Below are 17,800 nucleotides of genomic sequence, written 5' to 3'. Positions count from 1 at the left end.
GGGGAAACTAAATCGGCAAGCCAATGATGCTGATCTGGCGTCCATATCCCGGCTCGCCGCGGTGCGTGGCGCGGCGGAAGCTGTAGAAACGATCTTCGTCAGCGTAAGTATCCAACCCCATCGCCTCGACCGTGCGGACCCCAGCGGCGGCGAGGCGGTGCGCGACATAGGCTTCGAGGTCGAACTGCGCATGGCCGTCGCGCCCCGATGCGAAGAAGCGTTCGTTGGCGGGGTCGTCGGCCTCGAACCGGCGCTGGAAGGCGGCATCGACCTCATAACTCGCCCGCGCGACGCAGGGGCCGATCGCGGCGCGGATGCGGTCGCGCCGGGCGCCGAGTGCTTCCATCGCCAGCAGCGTCGCATCGGTCACCCCGCCCAGCGCGCCCTTCCACCCGGCATGCGCCGCGCCGACCACGCCCGCTTGCGGATCGGCGAGCAGCACCGGCGCGCAATCGGCGGTCAGGATGCCGAGCGCGATCCCCGGCCGGGCGGTCACCACCGCGTCGGCGTGCGGGCGTAGACTCGCGTCCCACGGCGCGGCCACGGTGAAGCAATCGGCCGAATGGACCTGATACGGGTTGAGCAGGATCGCGCCGGGCAGCACTGTCTCGGCCGCGAGCCGCCGGTTCTCGGCGATGATCGCGGGATCGTCGTCCGATCCCGTCCCGACGTTGAGCCCGGCATAGAGCCCGGTCGACACCCCGCCGCGCCGGCCGAGAAAGCCGTGCGGCACGTCGCTCAGCGCGCGGGCGCGGTTGACCTCGACCGTCATAGCTTGAGCCGCATCAGCCGGTCGTCGTCGGGATGACTGCCGACCATGAAGGTGTATTTGCCGAACTCGACGAAGCCGTAACGCTGGTAGAACGCCTTGGCACGGGCGTTGTCGACATAGACCGACAGCACGATCTCGGTCGCCTGTCGCGCCCGCGCCTCGCCGATCGCCCAGTCCATCAGCACGCGCGCGACGCCTTCGCCCTGCCACGGCCCAAGGACGTAGAGGTTGTGCAGCTCGATCGCGCCCGGCCACTCGCCGGGAAACGCGACCGGGCCGATCGTGCAATAACCGATGATCGCGTCGCCGTCGGTCGCCAGCCGCACTTGGTAATCGGCATCGCGCAGCACGCCGACCAGTCCGTTCTCGCCATAGGCCGAGTCGAGATAGGCCTTGAGATCTTCCTGGCGGTAGAGCGTCCCGAACGTCTCGGTGAAGATGCGCCGTGCGACCTGCGCGAGCTGGTCGCCGTCGGCGGGCGTGGCGTCGCGGTATTGGATCGTGACGTTCACTTAAAATCCTCCCCGTTCACGGGGAGCGGGACCGGCGAAGCCGGTGGAGGGGGCGGGCCATAAGCGATCCGTCTGCGGCCCGCCCCCTCCGTCGCGCTGCGCGCGCCACCTCCCCGTAAACGGGGAGGATCGTACACCGATTATCACGCGAACCCCGCTGGCTCGGGCCAGTCGGGTGCGGTCCACGCCATCGCCTTGAACAGCTCGCCCATCTGATCGGCATCGGTCAGCCGCGCGCGGTCCGCGGCGAGTTGTTCGGCGCGCTCCGGCGATGTCCTGGCCAACGCCTCCGCGCGCGGCTCGATCCCCAGCGCGGTCAGGAACGCGCCCTGCCCGACTGGTCCCTCGACGCGCACGCCCTCCATCCCCGCCGCTGCGCCGAGCGTCGCGAAATCGACATGCGCGGTTAGGTCGCGGCTGCCCGGTTCTTCGAACGGGTTGGCGAATCGGTGCCCGCTGACTGCCTGGAGCGTGTCGCCGATCGCCGGGCCTTCGTAGCCATAGTCGATCACCAAGGCCGCGCCGCCCTGGCGCACCAGGCGCCCGGCGACCGCGCGCGCTATGCCGACGTTAGCGGGTGATGTCTCGATCACCGACCCAGGCGCGGCGTCGCGCAAATGCTCGGGGACGATGCTGTCGGGCACGTCCTTCCCCGCGATCGGCAGGAACAGCAGGTCCTGGCACGCCACCATCCGCTCGCGCCACGCATCGCCCGCGCGGACGAGCTGGCGGATCGGCAGCGCGTCGAAGAATTCGTTGGCCACAACAATTAACGCGCGGTCGTCAGGCAGCGTCGCGACATCGTCGTGCCATGTCGCGTCGGGCACCGCCGCCTTCTGCGCCGCGCGCAGCGTCGGGCTGGTTTCGACGAAGTGCACCGGCGGCGTCAGCCCGACCTGTGCCATGGCACGCAACGCATCGGCGGTCAGCGTGCCGCGCCCGGGGCCGAGCTCGACCCACGTGATATCGGGTGAACCGGCGCGCTGCCACAGATCGGCGGCCCACAGCCCGATCAGCTCACCGAACATCTGGCTGATCTCGGGCGCGGTGGTGAAGTCGCCCGCCGACCCCAGCGGATCACGGTGTGCATAATATTCGGCGTTGGCGGCGGCGATATATTGCGACAGCGGGATCGGCCCCGCCATCGTGATCGCGCGCGCCAGCCGGTCGGGCAGCGAGCCGTCGCTCACGTCACGCGACCGCGTCGTCGCCCGCGATCGGGGTGACTCGCTGGCGGCGGCGCTTGGCGGTCGCGATCAGATACGCGCCGCCCAGCACCATCGGCACGCACAGCAACTGGCCCATGTGCAGGCCAGCGACGCCGAGGATCGGGCTGTCGGCATACTGGCTGTCGGGCTCGCGGAAGAATTCGACGACGTAGCGGAACAGGCCGTAGAACAGGATGAACAGCCCAACGAGCTTGCCCGGGTCGTAGCGCGACTTGGTGCGCCAGAACGCGAACCACAGGATCGCGAACAGCACGATCCCCTCGAGTCCCGCCTCGTAAAGCTGGCTCGGGTGGCGTGCGACGTCGTTGCCCGTCTGGTGGAAGATGATTCCCCAAGGCAGGCTGTCGCCCGACGGCTTGCCCCAGAGTTCGCCGTTCACGAAATTGGCGATCCGCCCGAAGAACAGCCCGAACGGCGCGCAGCATGCGACGTAATCGTGGATCCGCAGCCAATCGAGCTTGTGCCGCCGCGCGAACAGGATGATCCCGATCGTCGTGCCGATTACCCCGCCATGGAACGACATGCCGCCGTCCCACAATTTGAAGATACCGAGCGAGATCAGCAGCTGCGGCGCGTAGAACAGCGCGTACCCGAGCCGCCCGCCGAGGATGATGCCGAGCGTCGCATAGAACACCAAATCCTCGGCATGGCGGCTCGCCATCGGCGCGCCCGGCGCCTTCAATAGCCGCATCAGGTACATCCACCCGACGACGATCCCGGCGATGTACGCGATCGAATACCATTTGATGTCGAACAAATCGCGCCCGAACAAATGGATATGGAGCAGTACCTTCGACAGGTGCAGGTCGTTGAAATCGATCGACGTGAGTGCGTGCAGGATCAAGGCTTTTCCCCGGGGTTTCGCGCCTCCATAAGGGCGGAAAGGGACAAACCCAAGCGGAGAGAATGATGCCGAGCGCGCTCGATGTGCGGATGGATGGCGGGATCGGCAAGCTGATCGCGGCCGACGGCCCGATGGCACTGACCGAGGTGACGGTCGGCGGGCGCACCTATCCGATGATCGCCGCGGCACCACCGAGCCTGTCGCACTATTTCGCGCATTATTGTGCCGAGCATCGCGACACGACCTTCCTCGTGTCGGGCGACGAGCGGCTGACCTTCGGCGCGGTGTACGCCGAGGCCGAGCGCGTGGCGCGGACGCTGGTCGCGGGCGGGCTGGCGCGCGGCGACCGGGTCGGGATCGCGATGCGCAACTCGCCGTCGTGGATCGCGCTCTACATGGGCGTGCTGATGGCGGGCGGGGTCGCGGTCTTGCTCAACGGCTGGTGGCAGACCGAGGAGTTCGCCGGCGCGTTGACCGAGGTCGAGTGCAGCATCGTGTTCGCCGATCCGCCGCGCGGCAAGCGGCTCGCCGAGGTGGCGGGGCTGACCGCGCGGGTGGTGGTGATCGACGACTTGCAGCCGCTGGCCGAGGCGCTGACACCGATCGCATCGGATGCGGATGCCGCCTTGCCCGAACTTGGCCCCGACGATCTCGCGACGATCCTGTTCACCTCGGGCTCCACCGGCCAGTCTAAGGGCGCGCTCAGCGATCACCGCGCGGTGATGCAGGCGGTGCTCAACTATCTGGCACAGGCGCTGGTGATGCTCGGGCTTGCGACCGAGGACGGTAAGCCGCCCGAGGGGCAGCCCTCGACGCTGCTCAACGTCCCGCTGTTCCACGTCACCGCCGAAGTGCCGGTGATGCTCCAGTCGTTCGCGATGGGCAGGAAGCTCGTCCTGATGCCCAAATGGGACGCGACCGAGGCGATGCGGCTGATCGAGGCGGAAAAGATCAGCTATTTCGTCGGCGTCCCGCTGATGAGCTTCGAGATCCTGACGCACCCCGACCGCGCCAAGTACGACCTCTCGACCGTCACCGATTTCGCGGCGGGCGGCGCGCCGCGCCCGGTCGATCACGTGCGAAGGATCAACGAGGAAATGGGCGGCGGCGCGCCGTTGATCGGGTACGGCCTGACCGAGACCAACGGCGTCGGCTGCGGCAATTGGCGCGACAATTATCTGGCCAAACCCAATTCGACCGGGCGCGCATCGCTGCCGCTGGTCGACCTCGCGATCCTCGACAATGCCGGTGCGAAGGTCGCGCAGGGCGAGCGCGGCGAGATCGCGATCCGGTCGATCTGCAACTTCCGCGAATATTGGCACCGCCCCGATGCGACCGCGGCGGCGTTCAGCCCCGACGGTTACTTCCTGACCGGCGACATCGGGTATCTCGATCCCGACGGCTATCTGTTCATCGTCGACCGCAAGAAGGACATCATCATCCGCGGCGGCGAGAATATCAGCTGCCAGGAAGTCGAAGCGGCGATCTATGAGCATCCCGCGGTGGCCGAGACGGCGGTGTTCGGGCTGGCCGACGAACGGCTCGGCGAAGTCCCCGGCGCGGTGGTGCATTTCCATGCGGGCGACGCGGTAAGCGAGGCCGAGCTGCAAGCGTTCCTCCGCGAGCATATCGCCGCGTTCAAGGTGCCCGACCGCATCTGGATCGCCGCCGACCCACTGCCGCGATTGGGGACCGAGAAGATCGACAAGGTGGGGTTGCGGGCGAAGTACCGGGCGATGGCGTGACGCTACTCCCCTCCTGGCCTTCCGGGAGGGGTCGGGGTGGGCGCGCGACCCTTTTGGATCGCGCTCCGATGCTTGCACGCAGAGCCTCGCTATCGCTCGCACCCACCCCTAGCCCCTCCCGGAAGGCCGGGAGGGGAACAGAGTGTGGCGCGTGCGCGCATGTCACGATACAGCCATGGCAATGGCAACCGTTCCACCGCCTGACTCCAAACCCCTGCTCACACGCCGCAACCTGCTGATCGGCGGCGGGGCGGGCGTCGGGCTCCTGGTCGCGTGGAGCGTGTGGCCGCGGCACTACGCGCCCAACCTCACCGCGGCGAAGGGCGAGCACGTCTTCGGCGCGTATCTCAAGATCGGTGAGGACGGGCATATCGCGGTCGCGGTGCCGCAGGCCGAGCATGGGCAGGGGGTGTGGACCACGCTGCCGCAGATCGTCGCCGACGAGCTTGGCGCGGACTGGCGGACGATCGCGGTCGAGCCGGCGCCGCTCAACCCGCTCTACGCCAACCCGCTGGCCGCCGACGAACTGTTCGAAGGGGCGTTCGGGCATTTGCCCAAAGGGTTGCGCGACGGCCATGTCACGTCGAGCGGGCTGATGCTGACCGCCGGATCGACGTCGGTCCGCCGGTTCGAAAGCGACTTGCGCGACGCGGGCGCGGCGGCGCGGGTGTTGTTGCAGAAAGCAGCGGCAAAGCGCTGGGGCGTCGGGTGGCAAGCGTGCGGCACCGCGCAGGGGTTCGTGGTGCACGGCAAGGATCGGCTGCGCTTCGGCGAGCTCGCGGCGGAAGCGGTGGGCGGCAGCGTGCCCGACCCGATTCCGTGGCGCGGCGGCGAGACCGGGCGGATGAGCGGCCAGTCGCTCGCGCGGCTCGACAGCCCGGCCAAGATCGACGGATCGGTCAACTTCGCCGGCGATGTTCGTTTGCCCGACATGGTGTTCGCCGCGGTGCGCAGCGGGCCGACCCCCGACAGCACGCTGATCGGGTGCGACACGGCGGCCGCGAACGGGATCCGTGGCGTGCTGGAGGTGGTCCGGCACGATCGCTGGGTGGCGACGATCGCGAGCAACTGGTGGGCGGCGAACCAGGCGCTGGCGGCGATCAAGCCTCGTTTCCGCATGCCGGGGCCTCCCATCTCGACCACAACGATCCGCCGCGCGCTCGCTACTGCGCTCACTGGGCCGGGGGTGCGCGTCGCGTCGACGGGCGACGTCGGTGCCGCGTTCAAGGGCGCGACAATCGTCACGGCCGAATATCGCGTCGACCCCGCACTGCACGCGCCCGTCGAAACGCGCGCGGCGACTGCGGCGTGGAGCGATGGTGCGGTCGAAGTCTGGGCGCCGACGCTCGCTCCCGGCCTTATTCGTGCGGCGGTGGCCGCGGCGACGGGCGTTTCGGAAGCATCGGTCGTGATCCACCCGATGCCGATCGGCGGCGGGTTCGGGATCAACCTGGAGCCTGACGCCGCGGTGCAGGCGGCGCTGCTCGCGCGCGACCTCAAGCGCCCGGTGCAGGTGATGTGGAGCCGCGCCGAGGACATCCAGCAGGACCGCGTCCGCGCGCCCGCCGTCGCGAAAATGGCCGGGCGGCTCGACAATCAGGGGCGGATCATCGGCTGGCAGGCCAAGATCGCTGCGCCCGCGACGGGCCGCGAACTGGCCCATCGCCTGCTCGCCGACGACAGCACCGCCTCGGCGGCGTTGGCCGTGGCGGGCAGCAGCGACGGTTACGCGATGGCGGGCGCGACGCCCTTCTACCAGATCCCGTCCTATGCGATCGACCATCATGAGGCCGATGTCGGGCTGCCGACCGGGCATTGGCGCTCGGGCGCACACAGCTACAATTGCTTCTTCACCGAATGCTTCATCGACGAACTCGCGCATGTCGCGAAGACCGAAGCGATGTCGTTCCGCATCGGCATGCTCGGCGGCGACGCGCGGCTGGCGCGGTGCCTGACGACGGTCGCGGCGCTCGGTGGCTGGGAAGGCGGGGTGCCGGGCAGCGGGCAGGGCATCGCGTGTCACTCGCTCCGCGGCAGCCACATCGCGGTGTTCGCGGAGGCGCATATCGACGAGGACCAGTCGATCGGCGTCGACCGGCTGGTCGCGGTCGCCGATTGCGGACGGGCGATCAACCCCGACGTGGTGCGCCAGAATATCGAGGGCGGGCTGGTGTTCGGCATGGCCGCCGCGCTCGGCGCGAGCACGCGGTACGGGGGCGGCTGGGCGGAGAGCCTGGGACTCAGTGGACTCGATTTGCCAAAGCTCGCCGACGTGCCCGACATCACGGTCGAGCTGATCCCGAGCGAGGCCGACCCGGGCGGCGTCAGCGAACTTGCGGTGCCGCCGGTCGCGCCGGCGATCGCCAACGCGCTGCAATCCGCGACGGGATTCCGCATCCGTAGCTTGCCGCTCAGGGTCGGAGAGCAGTGAGTTTGCGTGTTTCAAATTTCTCCCCGGAATTGGGAGGGGGACCATTTGCGCAGCAAATGGTGGAGGGGGTTCACCTCACTCGATGCGATTGCGGCCCACCCCCTCCGTCGCGCTACGCGCGCCACCTCCCCGTGAACGGGGAGGACTTATGACGACGCCCCTAAACCATCCCCCGATCGCGCCGCCCAAGATCGGCGTACTGCTGGTCAATCTCGGCACGCCCGACGAGGCGAACCCCAAGGCGGTCAAGCGCTACCTCGCCGAATTCCTGTCGGACAAGCGCGTCGTCGAAATCCCCGCGCTGCTGTGGCAGCCGATCCTGCGCGGGATCGTGCTCAATACGCGGCCCAGGAAATCGGCGCACGCCTATGGCCTGGTGTGGCGAGACGACGGCTCGCCACTCGCCGCGATCACGCGCGCGCAGGCGGCGGCGCTCAACGACGCATTCGGGCCGGGCGTGCTGGTCGATTGGGCGATGCGCTACGGCAATCCGGCGATCGCCGACCGGCTGGCGGCGATGAAGGACGCTGGATGCGATCGCATCCTGATCGCGCCGCTCTACCCGCAATATTGCGCCGCGACGACCGCGACCGCGAACGACAAGGCGTTCGCCGCGCTGGCCGCAATGCGCTGGCAGCCCGCGGTGCGGACGCTGCCGCCGTATCACGACGACCCAGCCTATATCGCCGCGCTCGCGGCGTCGGTGCGGCAATCGCTCGCGAGCCTCGACTTCGAACCGCAGGCACTCGTCGCGAGCTTCCACGGCATGCCGCAGCGCACGCTGGAGCTGGGCGATCCCTATCATTGCCATTGCCAGAAGACCGCGCGCTTGCTTGGCGAGGCGCTGGGGCAGGACCTGATCGTCGCGTTCCAGTCGCGGTTCGGCCGCGCCAAATGGCTCGGCCCGGCGACCGACGCGACGCTCGCCGCATTACCGGGGCAGGGGGTCACGCGCGTCGCGATCGTCGCGCCGGGTTTTTCCGCCGATTGCCTCGAGACGCTCGAGGAACTCGCGATCCGCGGGCGCGAAAGCTTCCTATCGGCGGGCGGCAAGGATTTCGCCTACCTCCCGTGTCTCAACGACAGCGATGTCGGGATCGCCATGCTGCGCAGCATCTTGTCGCGGGAACTTGCCGGGTGGACCAGCGCTCAATAGCGTGAACCGAACGACTCGCGAATTGCGAGCGCAAACATGGAGAGAGATATGGCCCGCGTAGCGATCGTGACCGGCGGCACCCGCGGCATCGGCGAGGCGATCAGCCTGGCGCTCAAGGACATGGGTATGACCGTCGTCGCCAATTACGCGGGCAACGACCAGCGTGCGCAGGAATTCACCGACCGCACTGGCATCAAGACGGTCAAGTTCGACGTCGGCAATTACGACGACGCGCAGGCGGGCGTGCAGAAGGTCGCGGACGAGGTCGGCCCGGTCGACGTGCTGGTCAACAATGCCGGCATCACGCGCGACGGCACGTTGCTCAAGATGAGCAAGGAATCGTGGAACGAAGTGATCGACACCAACCTCGGCGGCTGCTTCACGATGGCGAAGGCAGTGTTCCCGGGGATGAAGGAGCGCGGCTGGGGCCGGATCGTCAATATCGGGTCGATCAACGGCCAGGCCGGGCAGTACGGCCAGGTCAATTACGCCGCGGCGAAGAGCGGCATCCACGGCTTCACCAAGGCGCTGGCGCAGGAAGGCGCGCGGTTCGGCATCACCGTGAACGCGATCGCACCGGGTTATATCGATACGGACATGGTGGCCGCGGTGCCGGCGGACGTGCTGGCGAAGATCGTCGCGAAGATCCCGGTCGGGCGGTTGGGCCAGGCGTCCGAAATCGCGCGCGCGGTCGGGTTCTTGGTGGCCGAGGAAGCCGGGTTCGTGACCGGGTCGACGCTGTCGATCAATGGTGGCCAACACATGTATTGAGGGCCCGTATGCATCAGAATTTCGTACCCGAGGTGAAAGAACGGCAAGCTGGCGAACCCTGCTTTTTGTTCTTGAATCCCAGCGAGGACCTCGGCTTGAACGGACGGACTATCGCACTGCATCTCCCTGAAGGGACTGATATCGACGACGCCAAGCGTCTTCGGGACGCGTTACGGGATTCCAAGGCGAAAATTGTGATCTCGTAAACGAAAGACATACAAAGGGCCGGCCTCTTTTCAGAGGCCGGCCCCCGCCCTCAAACGCTACGCGAGGGACTATCTCTCCCGATAAGCAACTCGGGAGAAACTCTTATCTCCGGCAGTAATTCGGCTGCCCCGACTTCGCGACTTCGCGGCCGGCCAGCGCGCCGCCCGCACCGCCGATCACGGTGCCGAGCAAGCGGTCGCCGCGCCCGGCGATGACGTTGCCGAGCAGGCCCCCGGCGATCGCGCCGATGATCGTGCCGCGGTCGGTCTTGCACTCGCGCGGGGTGCGGTAGTTGTTGCGATAGCGCTGGTCGTACCCGCGATAGGTGCGGCCGTTGTCGTAATAGCGGTTGTCGTAGCCGCCGCGGTTGTAGCCTTGGCTGTAGGCGTCGCGGTACGCGCGGCTTTGCGCCATGGCGGGCGCGGCGGGAATGACGGCGGTAGCGGTCATCACGAGCGCGGCACCGGCGAGGCTCAGTTTCTTCAACATGGGTCGTCTCCTTGTCCGTCTCTCAAAATCACACGAGCGCGGTTGCTCTCGATGAAGGCGTTATGTCCGATTCGCGTTGAGTGGATGCTGAATGCGTCCGTTATCCACCGTTCAGCGAACGCCTCTCGCCAGCGGAGCCCGTGCCGCTATGAGGGGCGCGATGCGGGCCAAGCGATTGATCCTGATGACGGTGCTCGCGCTGGCGACAAGCTGGAGCGGGCCCGAGCGGCGGCCGATCCTGGGGACGCGCGCCGATATCGAGGCGACGCCTGTGGCACTCGATCCAGGCGATCCAAAGCGGACACGGGTCGGCGCGCTGACGTATCTCGGCGGCGTGGCGCTGTGGAGCCATGACGGGGCGTTCGGCGGGTTTTCCTCGATGAGCATCGCGGGCGACCGCTTCACCTTGCTGAGCGACGGCGGGACGATCGCGCGGTTCCGGATGGACGCGAAATTCCGGATTAGCGAGCCATGGTTCGGCGACTTGCCCGCGGGGCCCGGCCTCGGCTGGGACAAGAGCGACCGCGACAGCGAATCGATGACGGTCGATCCGGGATCGGGGCAGGTCTGGGTCGGGTTCGAACGCTACAACCAGATCTGGCGCTATGCTCCCGGGCTGACGCTTCCCGCGGCGATGGCGGCCCCGCGCGCGATGGCCGGCTGGGACGACAATGGCGGCGCCGAATCGATGGTGCGGCTCCGCGATGGGCGCTTTCTGGTGGTCGCCGAAACGACGAACCGGCCGGGGAGCCACGCGCGCCAGGCTTTGCTGTTCGACGGAGACCCGGTCGTGCATCCGAACAACGGGTTCCGCTTCGGCTACCTCCCGCCCGACGGCTACGACCCGAGCGATGCCACCCAATTGCCCGACGGGCGCATACTGGTGCTCAACCGCAAGCTGGCATTGCCGTTCGCCTGGAGCGCCGTACTGACGCTGATCCACCCGCGCGCGCTCAAGCCCGGCGCGATCGTGGCAGGGACCGAAATCGCCCGATTCGCGGCACCGCTGACGGTCGACAATTTCGAAGGACTGGCGGTGACGCGCGAGGGGCCGGCGACGATCCTGTGGATGGTCAGCGACGACAATCTGTTCGTGTTCCAGCGCACGCTGTTGATGAAATTCCGCCTCGATTTCTGAGCTCCAACGCGAAAAGCCCGCCCTCCCCATGTGGGAGAGCGGGCTTTCGAACAGCCTTGGCCGAATCGGCTTTTACGCCGCGGCGGGCGTGCTCAGCTTCTTCTTGACGTCGCGCTTCAGGCGGCGCGCGCGCAGCGACAAATCGTCGTCGCTCGTCTTCACCAGCCAATTGTCGAGACCGCCGACATGCTCGACCGAGCGCAGCCCGTGCGTCGACACGCGCAGCTTCACGCTGGTGCCCAGCGCGTCCGACATCAGCGTCACGTTCTGCAGGTTGGGCAGGAACGTCCGCTTGGTCTTGTTGTTGGCATGGGAAACATTGTTACCCACCAGCCGGCCCTTGCCGGTCAGCTCGCAAATGCGCGACATGATCAGATCCTGAGTATCGGGCAGGCGAACCTGGCCCCGGAAAGGGGGCGCGGATAGCGGCAAGCGCGCCCGTGGTCAACAGATTCGGGCTTTACCCTGCAACCGCGCTGGCCGACGATGGTTATTACGACAACGATTCGAATTTAACGGGAGAGAGACGATGCGGTTCCTGCTCGCGCTGATCGGCCTGGCGGCCGTGGTCCTGATCATCCTGCTGGCGACCGGCATGGTGACGCTGCACGGCACCGCCGGCACGCTGCCGACGGTCAAGGTCGAGGGCGGCAAGGCGCCCGAGGTGACGGCGAACGTCGCGACGGTGACGACCGGCACGACCAACGTGACGGTACCGACCGTCCAGATCAACAAGCCCGGCGAAGCGCCGCCGGCCAATAGCGTGGCGCCCAAATAAGCGCGTTCCAGCTACCGCCGCCAATGCGCGCCGCGCTCGGCGCGGCCGCCGCCGCCGCCGCTGAGGGGGAAGTCCCCGTCGGCGCGGTGGTGGTGCTGGGCGACCGAATCGTCGCGACCGCCGCCAACGCGCCGCGCGCGCGGCACGATCCAACCGCGCATGCCGAGATGCTCGCGATCCGTGCAGCAGCGGAGGCGATCGGCGACGATCGGCTGAGCGATTGCGACCTGTGGGTGACGCTCGAGCCGTGCGCGATGTGCGCCGGCGCAATCGCCCACGCGCGGATCAAGCGGCTCTATTACGGCGCGAGCGACCCCAAGGGCGGCGCGGTCGAACACGGCCCACGCCTGTTCGCGCAGCCGACGGTGCACCATCGGCCCGAAATCTATGGCGGGATCGGCGAGGGGGAGGCGGCGGCGCTGCTGCGCGATTTTTTCGCCAGCCGCCGATAAGTTGCGTATTTCACCGCAACCTTCACCAATGATTGAGCGCGTTTAGAGATTTGGAAGCGCGAGGACGGCACTGCTCCTGCCTAGAACAGCCGCTAGCGCCTGCACCGCAGATGCAAAAGCCCGAGTGCGACCGTTCGTCGAAACCTGTAACAATTCGTTCAATCCGTTGGCGCTTCCCAGATGAAAGGATTCGTACAGGCAAATGGGCAGACGGCGGTTGTTCGCGAAACGTCGATCGGGCCCACCGTTTTTGTTCGGGTATTTCCAAGTTTCGCCAACAATCTGCGCGTCGCTTGGGACGCTGTCCTCCTCTATGAAGCGGCTATCTTGCCATGTGACCCGAAGTGCATCGTAAGCAACGGCACCAACGCGACCGTTTTCGACCACTAATGTTAGGTCCGGTAAAAAATACAGCGTCTCTTTTCCGACCTGCATAGTCGGCGGCGTGACATTGCTCTTCAAGACTCTAGGCAGTCCGTAACCAAATTGGGTTGGACGCTTATCGACCAGGGTGCTTGCGCCAGCATTGCGTTTCCATGTGTGAATGTCACGCACCTTACCGCCTGCATCTACATGCCATTTGCGCGACGATGCGGCGAGATGATCGAACGCATCAGTGAGTGATTGATAAGCTGCCGAAGCGTCCTGTTCGAGATTGTACATGACAACTACGGAACGCCGGGTCGCGTCTATGTGAGCGCCCACTATCGCTGCGATCACCGTTAGGACGAATGCTGCGATTATCGCTCCGACACCTAAACCAGCTGCGCTGATGAGACCGAGAACGAGGGCGGTTCCGGCGAGCGTCCAAGCAAGGGATAACTTTCCCTGCTTTGAATTAAACTCATCCAAAAGGTCGGAAAACCGCTCATCTGACATCGACATCACGTCGCCGGAAGACACAGGCACCATGTCAACGTTAGGCTCTACAATGTGCGCAGGGTGGCGACGTGGCGGAGCAAAGTGACTCCGAGAAGGTTCCGCATATATCCGTCTTGACGAGTTTTCGCCCAAGGATGCGTGATAGTAAAGGCCGCCCCGTCCGGCATGGACATAGTGGCCTCGAGGACCGGTCCCGAAGCGTAAGCCGTTAACACCAACCGACATGCCAATGCCGCCTGATGAAAGGTTGAAACGAAAAGGCCCCGCTGACACTGACTTACGAAAATAGAATGGCATTACGACTTGCCCCCCCGATTTCGAATGCTGGCACCCCGGAGTAAGACGGTCAATCAACAGCAATTTTTTGATGAGTTGCTTAGGTCGCTCTCCGCCCTATAGGCTGACCCCGCATCATGGCACCCTATCCCTGGATCGACGTCGTCATCATCCTCGTGCTCGTCGCGGTGAACGGCGTGTTCGCGATGAGCGAGCTGTCGATCGCTTCGTCGCGGAAAGCGCGGCTGGAGGCGATGGCGCGGACCGGGAGCCGGGGCGCGCGCGCCGCGCTCGATCTCTCCGCCGATCCGGGGAAGTTCCTGTCGACCGCGCAGGTCGGGATCACGCTGATCGCAATCCTGTCAGGCGCCTATTCGGGCGAAGCGCTGGGCGGGCCGACCGCGGTACGGCTCCAGGCGCTGGGGTTGAGCGCGGAGAGCGCGAGCACCGTCGGGTTCGTGCTGGTGATCGGCGTCACGACCTTCGTCTCGCTGATCGTCGGCGAACTCGTGCCCAAGCAGATCGCCTTGCGCTCGCCCGAGCCGATAGCCGCGATCGTCGCGATCCCGATGGTGTGGCTGTCGAAGGTCGCCGCGCCGATCGTGTGGCTGCTCGATTCGACCAGCAAGGCGCTGTTCTGGGCGATCGGGCTGAGCCGCGAGAGCGAGGATCAGGTCACCGCCGAGGAGCTTCACCTGATCGTCGCCGAGGCGTCGAAGTCGGGCGTGATCGAGGAGCATGAGCGTTCGATCATCTCGGGCGTGGTGCGGCTCGCCGACCGCCCCGTGCGCGAGGTGATGACGCCGCGCACCGAGGTCGAATGGCTCGATATCGGGCTCGATCCGGCGGGGATTCGCGAGAAGCTCGCCGCGTCGCCGCACACGCGGTTGCCGGTTGCCGAAGGATCGGTCGATGCGGTCGTGGGCGTGGTGCAGGCGCGCGACATCGTCGCGGCGGCGATCCGCGGCGACGTGCTCGACCTCAAGGTGCTGATGCGCGCCGCGCCGGTGGTGATCGACCAGCTCGATGCGATGGACGCGCTCGTCCGCCTCCGCCGCGCCGACGTGCCGATGGCGCTGATCCACGACGAATATGGGCATTTCGAAGGGATCGTCACGCCCGCCGACTTGCTCGCCGCGATCGCCGGCGACTTCGCCTCCGACACCGACCCGCACGAAGCCCCCGATTTCGTCCATCGCGACGACGGATCGTACTTGGTCGCAGGGTCGGCCTCGGCCGATCTGCTCGCCGAAAAGCTCGACTTGGATTTGCCCGACGACCGCGATTACGCGACCGCTGCGGGCTTCGCGCTCGCCGCGTTCCGGCGCTTGCCCGCGGAAGGGGAAAGCGTCACCGAACAGGGTTGGACGTTCGAGGTCGTCGACCTCGACGGGCGCCGGATCGACAAGCTGCTGGTCAGCCGCGCGGCCTAGCCGAGCTTCCCGAACTCCGCCTCGTACGCCGCGGTGTCGCCGCTCGCGAGGAGCTTGGCCTGGTCGATCCAGCGGTCGCGCGCCATGCGGCCGGTGAACACGCCAAGTTGCGCGTCGAGGTCGCTCGCCTCGGCGTCGCTCAGCGCCGCGACCTGGTCGACCCGCGTGATGCCGCGCTCGGCGAGCATCGCCGCGACCTTCGGCCCGAGTCCCTTGATCGTCGTGAGCGAGAGCGCGCCGGCGAGGTCTGGCGCGACAGCCGGTTCGGGGGCAGGCTCCGGCGCGGCTGGCGGAGCAGGCGGCGGGGGTGACGCCGCTTCCTCGACGGGTGCCGGTACCGGTGCTGGCGCGGGTACTGGTTTCGGGGCCGGCTTTGGCGCAGGCTTGGGCGCGGGTTTCGGCTTTGGCGCGGGCGTCGATTTGGGCGCTGGCGCCGGTTTCGGCCTGGGTTCCGGCACCTTCACCGGCAGATCGGAATCGGGTTCCTTGGCGACCGGCTCGGTGCTTGTCGCCGCCGCGATCGGATCTTCTTCCTCGGGCAGCGGGATGCCTGCTTCGTCGGCGCGTTCCTCGGCGGCTTCTTCGGCGCGGTGGCGCTGGTAGGACAGGCGGCGCCCGTAGATAATGCCGGCGATCACGAGCGCGGCGATCACCCCGATCGCGATCAGCGAGATCACCGTCCAGCTGAAGAAGGCGTCGGCCGCCCCGCCCGGGCTCATCGGTGTCGTTTGCATGTCATCCTCAAAAGCATATCGCCCGCCATCCTATGCGGAGGGCGGGCGATACGCCAGTAAGGTAGATCAGTCGCGCACGGGATTGCGCCGGTCGGCCATTCCGGCCAGCCGGACGAACTCCTGCCGCCAGTAACCGTCGGGCGATCCCGCCAGCCGCTGGATATCGGCAAAGCGGTAGCTCCCGAGATATTTGTCGCCGCGCAGCTTCTGGCCGAACGCCGCGACCGCGGTCACGAACGCCATATCGCCGGTCGGCCAGGCGGCGGTGCGCAAGCTCATCGCGGGCACGGGCCGCGTGATCAGCAGCGACGCGCCACCCTCGGGCAGCTTGTAGCGCAGCTTGACGAAGCATAGCTCGTTCGCGCCGACCGGCGCCGGTTGGGGTGTCGCCGCATTGGCGGGATACCGCCGGTTGGGCAGCCAACCCGCACCGTTCGCGGGGACGACTTCGTACAGCGCGGTCACCTGATGTCCCGCGCCCATGTCGCCGGCATCGACCGCGTCGTTGTTGAAGTCCTCCTCTGCCAGCGCGCGGTTTTCGTACCCGATCAGGCGGTATTCCTTGACCGCCGCCGGGTTGAACTCGACCTGCACCTTCACGTCCCTCGCGATCGTCACCATCGTCGCGGAAAGCTCGTCGTCGAGCACCTTCTCCGCCTCGCGCTCGCTGTCGATATAGGCGTAATTGCCGTTCCCGACGTCGGCGATCCGCTCCATCATCGCTTCGTTGTAATTGCCCTGGCCGAACCCGAGCGTGGTCAGCGTGATGCCGTCGTCGCGCTCGTGCTTGATCATTTCCTCCAGCGTCTTGTTGTCGCTGACCCCGACGTTGAAATCGCCGTCGGTGGCGAGGAAGATGCGGTTGATCCCGCCCGGCACGAAGTTCGCGCGCGCGGTGTCGTAGGCGAGCTTGATCCCCGCGCCGCCCGCGGTCGATCCGCCCGCCTGGAGGCAATCGAGCGCGGCCTTGACGTATTGCTTGTCGGCGGTTGGCTCGAGCACGATCCCGGCGTTCCCCGCATAGACCACGATCGACACGCGGTCGTCGGGGCGGAGGCGGTCGGCAAGCGCGGTGAGCGCGGACTTCACCAGTGGTAGCTTATCCGGCTCGTTCATCGACCCCGAGACATCGACGAGGAACACCAGGTTCGCGCGCGGCCGGTCGCTTGTCGCGACGTCGTACCCGCGCAGCCCGATGCGGAGCAGCCGCGTGTCGGGGTTCCACGGTGTCCGCGCGACATCGGTGGTCACGCTGAACGGCTGCGCACGGTCGGCGGGACGCGGATAATCGTAGCGGAAATAATTGATCATCTCTTCGGTCCGCACCGCTTCGGGCGGCGGCGTATTGCCTTCGGTCAGGAAGCGGCGGACGTTGGAATAGGAACCGGTGTCGACATCGACCGAGAAGGTCGAGACGGGCGCGGCGGCGACCGACATGATCGAGGCGACCGCCTTGCCGTCATAGCGCTCGGTGTTCTGGCGGCTGCCGTAGGGAGCGGCGTTGTACAGGCTGCCGGTAATAACGGGCGCGGGCGGCGCGGGCATGGCCATTGGCGGTGGTGCAGGCGGTGGGGGTGGGGGCGCATAGGCTTCTGCCATGCCGCGCGCGTCGCTCGACCGCACCCGCGACCCGGTGACGACCAAGTCCTGCGCGGACTTGTCGCGCTTCGCCTTGGGTTGCTTGCCCGTGACGACGGTCACCGGCGACGGGCTGGTCTGGTAGTTGGAATAGGTCGGCCGATCCTCGCCGCGGCAGCGCACGGGCGACGGCCGGCCGGGCGCGCGAATATTCTGCTGCGCGACGAGCGGCGCTGGCGCGGCGGAGGTGAACAACAAAGCGGAACAGCCGAGCATCAGAGCGGTACGCGTCATCTGAAATCTCCCCTTGAGACCGGGCGGTACAGGCCCGGCGGGGAGAATATTGCGGGGCCGTGATGACCCTTAGATGAAT

The 17,800-nt window shown here is 66.9% G+C and carries 17 protein-coding genes and 1 pseudogene; 8 read left to right on the top strand and 10 right to left on the bottom strand.

What is annotated here, in order from left to right; translation table 11 throughout:
* Positions 1 to 7: 7 nt before the first annotated feature.
* The 4 genes from pgeF to lgt all read right to left on the bottom strand — a co-directional run bounded on the left by pgeF (position 8) and on the right by lgt (position 3,318).
* On the bottom strand, positions 8 to 772 hold the full coding sequence (gene pgeF / locus E7773_RS11090) for a peptidoglycan editing factor PgeF (RefSeq protein ID WP_293991143.1): 765 nt from the start codon (positions 770 to 772) through the stop codon (positions 8 to 10).
* The gene (locus E7773_RS11085) at positions 769 to 1,284 is read right to left on the bottom strand and encodes an N-acetyltransferase (protein ID WP_293991141.1); all 516 of its coding nucleotides are present in this window, start codon (positions 1,282 to 1,284) and stop codon (positions 769 to 771) included. The genes pgeF and E7773_RS11085 overlap by 4 nt, the downstream gene beginning before the upstream one ends.
* 143 nt (positions 1,285 to 1,427) lie before the next feature.
* On the bottom strand, positions 1,428 to 2,429 hold the full coding sequence (locus tag E7773_RS11080; RefSeq protein WP_293991225.1) for an SAM-dependent methyltransferase: 1,002 nt from the start codon (positions 2,427 to 2,429) through the stop codon (positions 1,428 to 1,430).
* Positions 2,430 to 2,475: 46 nt separating this feature from the next.
* Positions 2,476 to 3,318, bottom strand: a complete 843-nt coding sequence (gene lgt / locus E7773_RS11075; protein ID WP_293991223.1) for a prolipoprotein diacylglyceryl transferase — start codon at positions 3,316 to 3,318, stop codon at positions 2,476 to 2,478.
* Between the two features lie 104 nt (positions 3,319 to 3,422).
* On the opposite strand from lgt, the gene E7773_RS11070 reads away from it, so the two are divergent.
* The 4 genes from E7773_RS11070 to phbB all read left to right on the top strand — a co-directional run bounded on the left by E7773_RS11070 (position 3,423) and on the right by phbB (position 9,460).
* A complete protein-coding gene (locus tag E7773_RS11070) occupies positions 3,423 to 5,102 on the top strand; it encodes a class I adenylate-forming enzyme family protein (RefSeq protein WP_293991140.1) in 1,680 nt (559 codons plus the stop codon).
* A 181-nt stretch (positions 5,103 to 5,283) separates the two neighbouring features.
* A complete protein-coding gene (locus E7773_RS11065; RefSeq protein WP_293991138.1) occupies positions 5,284 to 7,533 on the top strand; it encodes a molybdopterin cofactor-binding domain-containing protein in 2,250 nt (749 codons plus the stop codon).
* 148 nt (positions 7,534 to 7,681) lie between these two features.
* Entirely contained in the window at positions 7,682 to 8,689 is a 1,008-nt protein-coding gene (gene hemH, locus E7773_RS11060; protein ID WP_293991136.1) for a ferrochelatase, read from the top strand.
* A gap of 48 nt (positions 8,690 to 8,737) precedes the next feature.
* Entirely contained in the window at positions 8,738 to 9,460 is a 723-nt protein-coding gene (gene phbB, locus E7773_RS11055; RefSeq protein ID WP_293991135.1) for an acetoacetyl-CoA reductase, read from the top strand.
* A 309-nt stretch (positions 9,461 to 9,769) separates the two neighbouring features.
* Here the strand turns inward: phbB and E7773_RS11050 are convergent, their stop codons facing one another.
* Positions 9,770 to 10,156: a glycine zipper 2TM domain-containing protein gene (locus E7773_RS11050; protein WP_293991134.1), complete on the bottom strand. Its 387-nt coding sequence runs from the start codon at positions 10,154 to 10,156 to the stop codon at positions 9,770 to 9,772.
* Between the two features lie 160 nt (positions 10,157 to 10,316).
* On the opposite strand from E7773_RS11050, the gene E7773_RS11045 reads away from it, so the two are divergent.
* Positions 10,317 to 11,294, top strand: a complete 978-nt coding sequence (locus tag E7773_RS11045) for an esterase-like activity of phytase family protein (protein WP_293991133.1) — start codon at positions 10,317 to 10,319, stop codon at positions 11,292 to 11,294.
* A gap of 72 nt (positions 11,295 to 11,366) precedes the next feature.
* On the opposite strand, the gene rpmB is transcribed toward E7773_RS11045, so the two are convergent.
* A complete protein-coding gene (gene rpmB / locus E7773_RS11040; protein WP_293991131.1) occupies positions 11,367 to 11,663 on the bottom strand; it encodes a 50S ribosomal protein L28 in 297 nt (98 codons plus the stop codon).
* Positions 11,664 to 11,823: 160 nt separating this feature from the next.
* On the opposite strand from rpmB, the gene E7773_RS11035 reads away from it, so the two are divergent.
* Positions 11,824 to 12,072: a hypothetical protein gene (locus E7773_RS11035; protein ID WP_293991129.1), complete on the top strand. Its 249-nt coding sequence runs from the start codon at positions 11,824 to 11,826 to the stop codon at positions 12,070 to 12,072.
* Between the two features lie 23 nt (positions 12,073 to 12,095).
* Positions 12,096 to 12,524: a nucleoside deaminase gene (locus E7773_RS11030; RefSeq protein ID WP_293991127.1), complete on the top strand. Its 429-nt coding sequence runs from the start codon at positions 12,096 to 12,098 to the stop codon at positions 12,522 to 12,524.
* A gap of 42 nt (positions 12,525 to 12,566) precedes the next feature.
* On the opposite strand, the gene E7773_RS11025 is transcribed toward E7773_RS11030, so the two are convergent.
* Both E7773_RS11025 and E7773_RS15570 read right to left on the bottom strand, forming a co-directional pair.
* The gene (locus E7773_RS11025; RefSeq protein ID WP_293991125.1) at positions 12,567 to 13,436 is read right to left on the bottom strand and encodes a hypothetical protein; all 870 of its coding nucleotides are present in this window, start codon (positions 13,434 to 13,436) and stop codon (positions 12,567 to 12,569) included.
* Between the two features lie 123 nt (positions 13,437 to 13,559).
* Positions 13,560 to 13,703 (bottom strand): annotated as a pseudogene (locus tag E7773_RS15570) (DUF4236 domain-containing protein); the annotation flags it as partial.
* A 116-nt stretch (positions 13,704 to 13,819) separates the two neighbouring features.
* Here E7773_RS15570 and E7773_RS11020 point away from each other — a divergent pair.
* Positions 13,820 to 15,115, top strand: coding sequence for a hemolysin family protein (locus E7773_RS11020; protein WP_293991123.1), 1,296 nt, complete (start codon positions 13,820 to 13,822; stop codon positions 15,113 to 15,115).
* Here the strand turns inward: E7773_RS11020 and E7773_RS11015 are convergent.
* Together E7773_RS11015 and E7773_RS11010 are read right to left on the bottom strand one after the other, a co-directional pair.
* Positions 15,112 to 15,849 carry a hypothetical protein gene (locus E7773_RS11015; RefSeq protein ID WP_293991121.1) on the bottom strand — a complete coding sequence of 246 codons (738 nt, stop codon included), beginning with the start codon at positions 15,847 to 15,849 and terminating at the stop codon, positions 15,112 to 15,114. The two genes, E7773_RS11020 and E7773_RS11015, sit on opposite strands and share 4 nt — an antisense overlap.
* Before the next feature lie 66 nt (positions 15,850 to 15,915).
* Entirely contained in the window at positions 15,916 to 17,721 is a 1,806-nt protein-coding gene (locus E7773_RS11010; RefSeq protein ID WP_293991119.1) for a VWA domain-containing protein, read from the bottom strand.
* Between the last annotated feature and the right edge of the window lie 79 nt (positions 17,722 to 17,800).

This window comes from Sphingomonas sp. (genome assembly GCF_004799495.1).
Classification (GTDB): Bacteria; Pseudomonadota; Alphaproteobacteria; order Sphingomonadales; family Sphingomonadaceae; genus Sphingomonas.
This window is presented reverse-complemented; position numbering and strand designations above follow the sequence as displayed.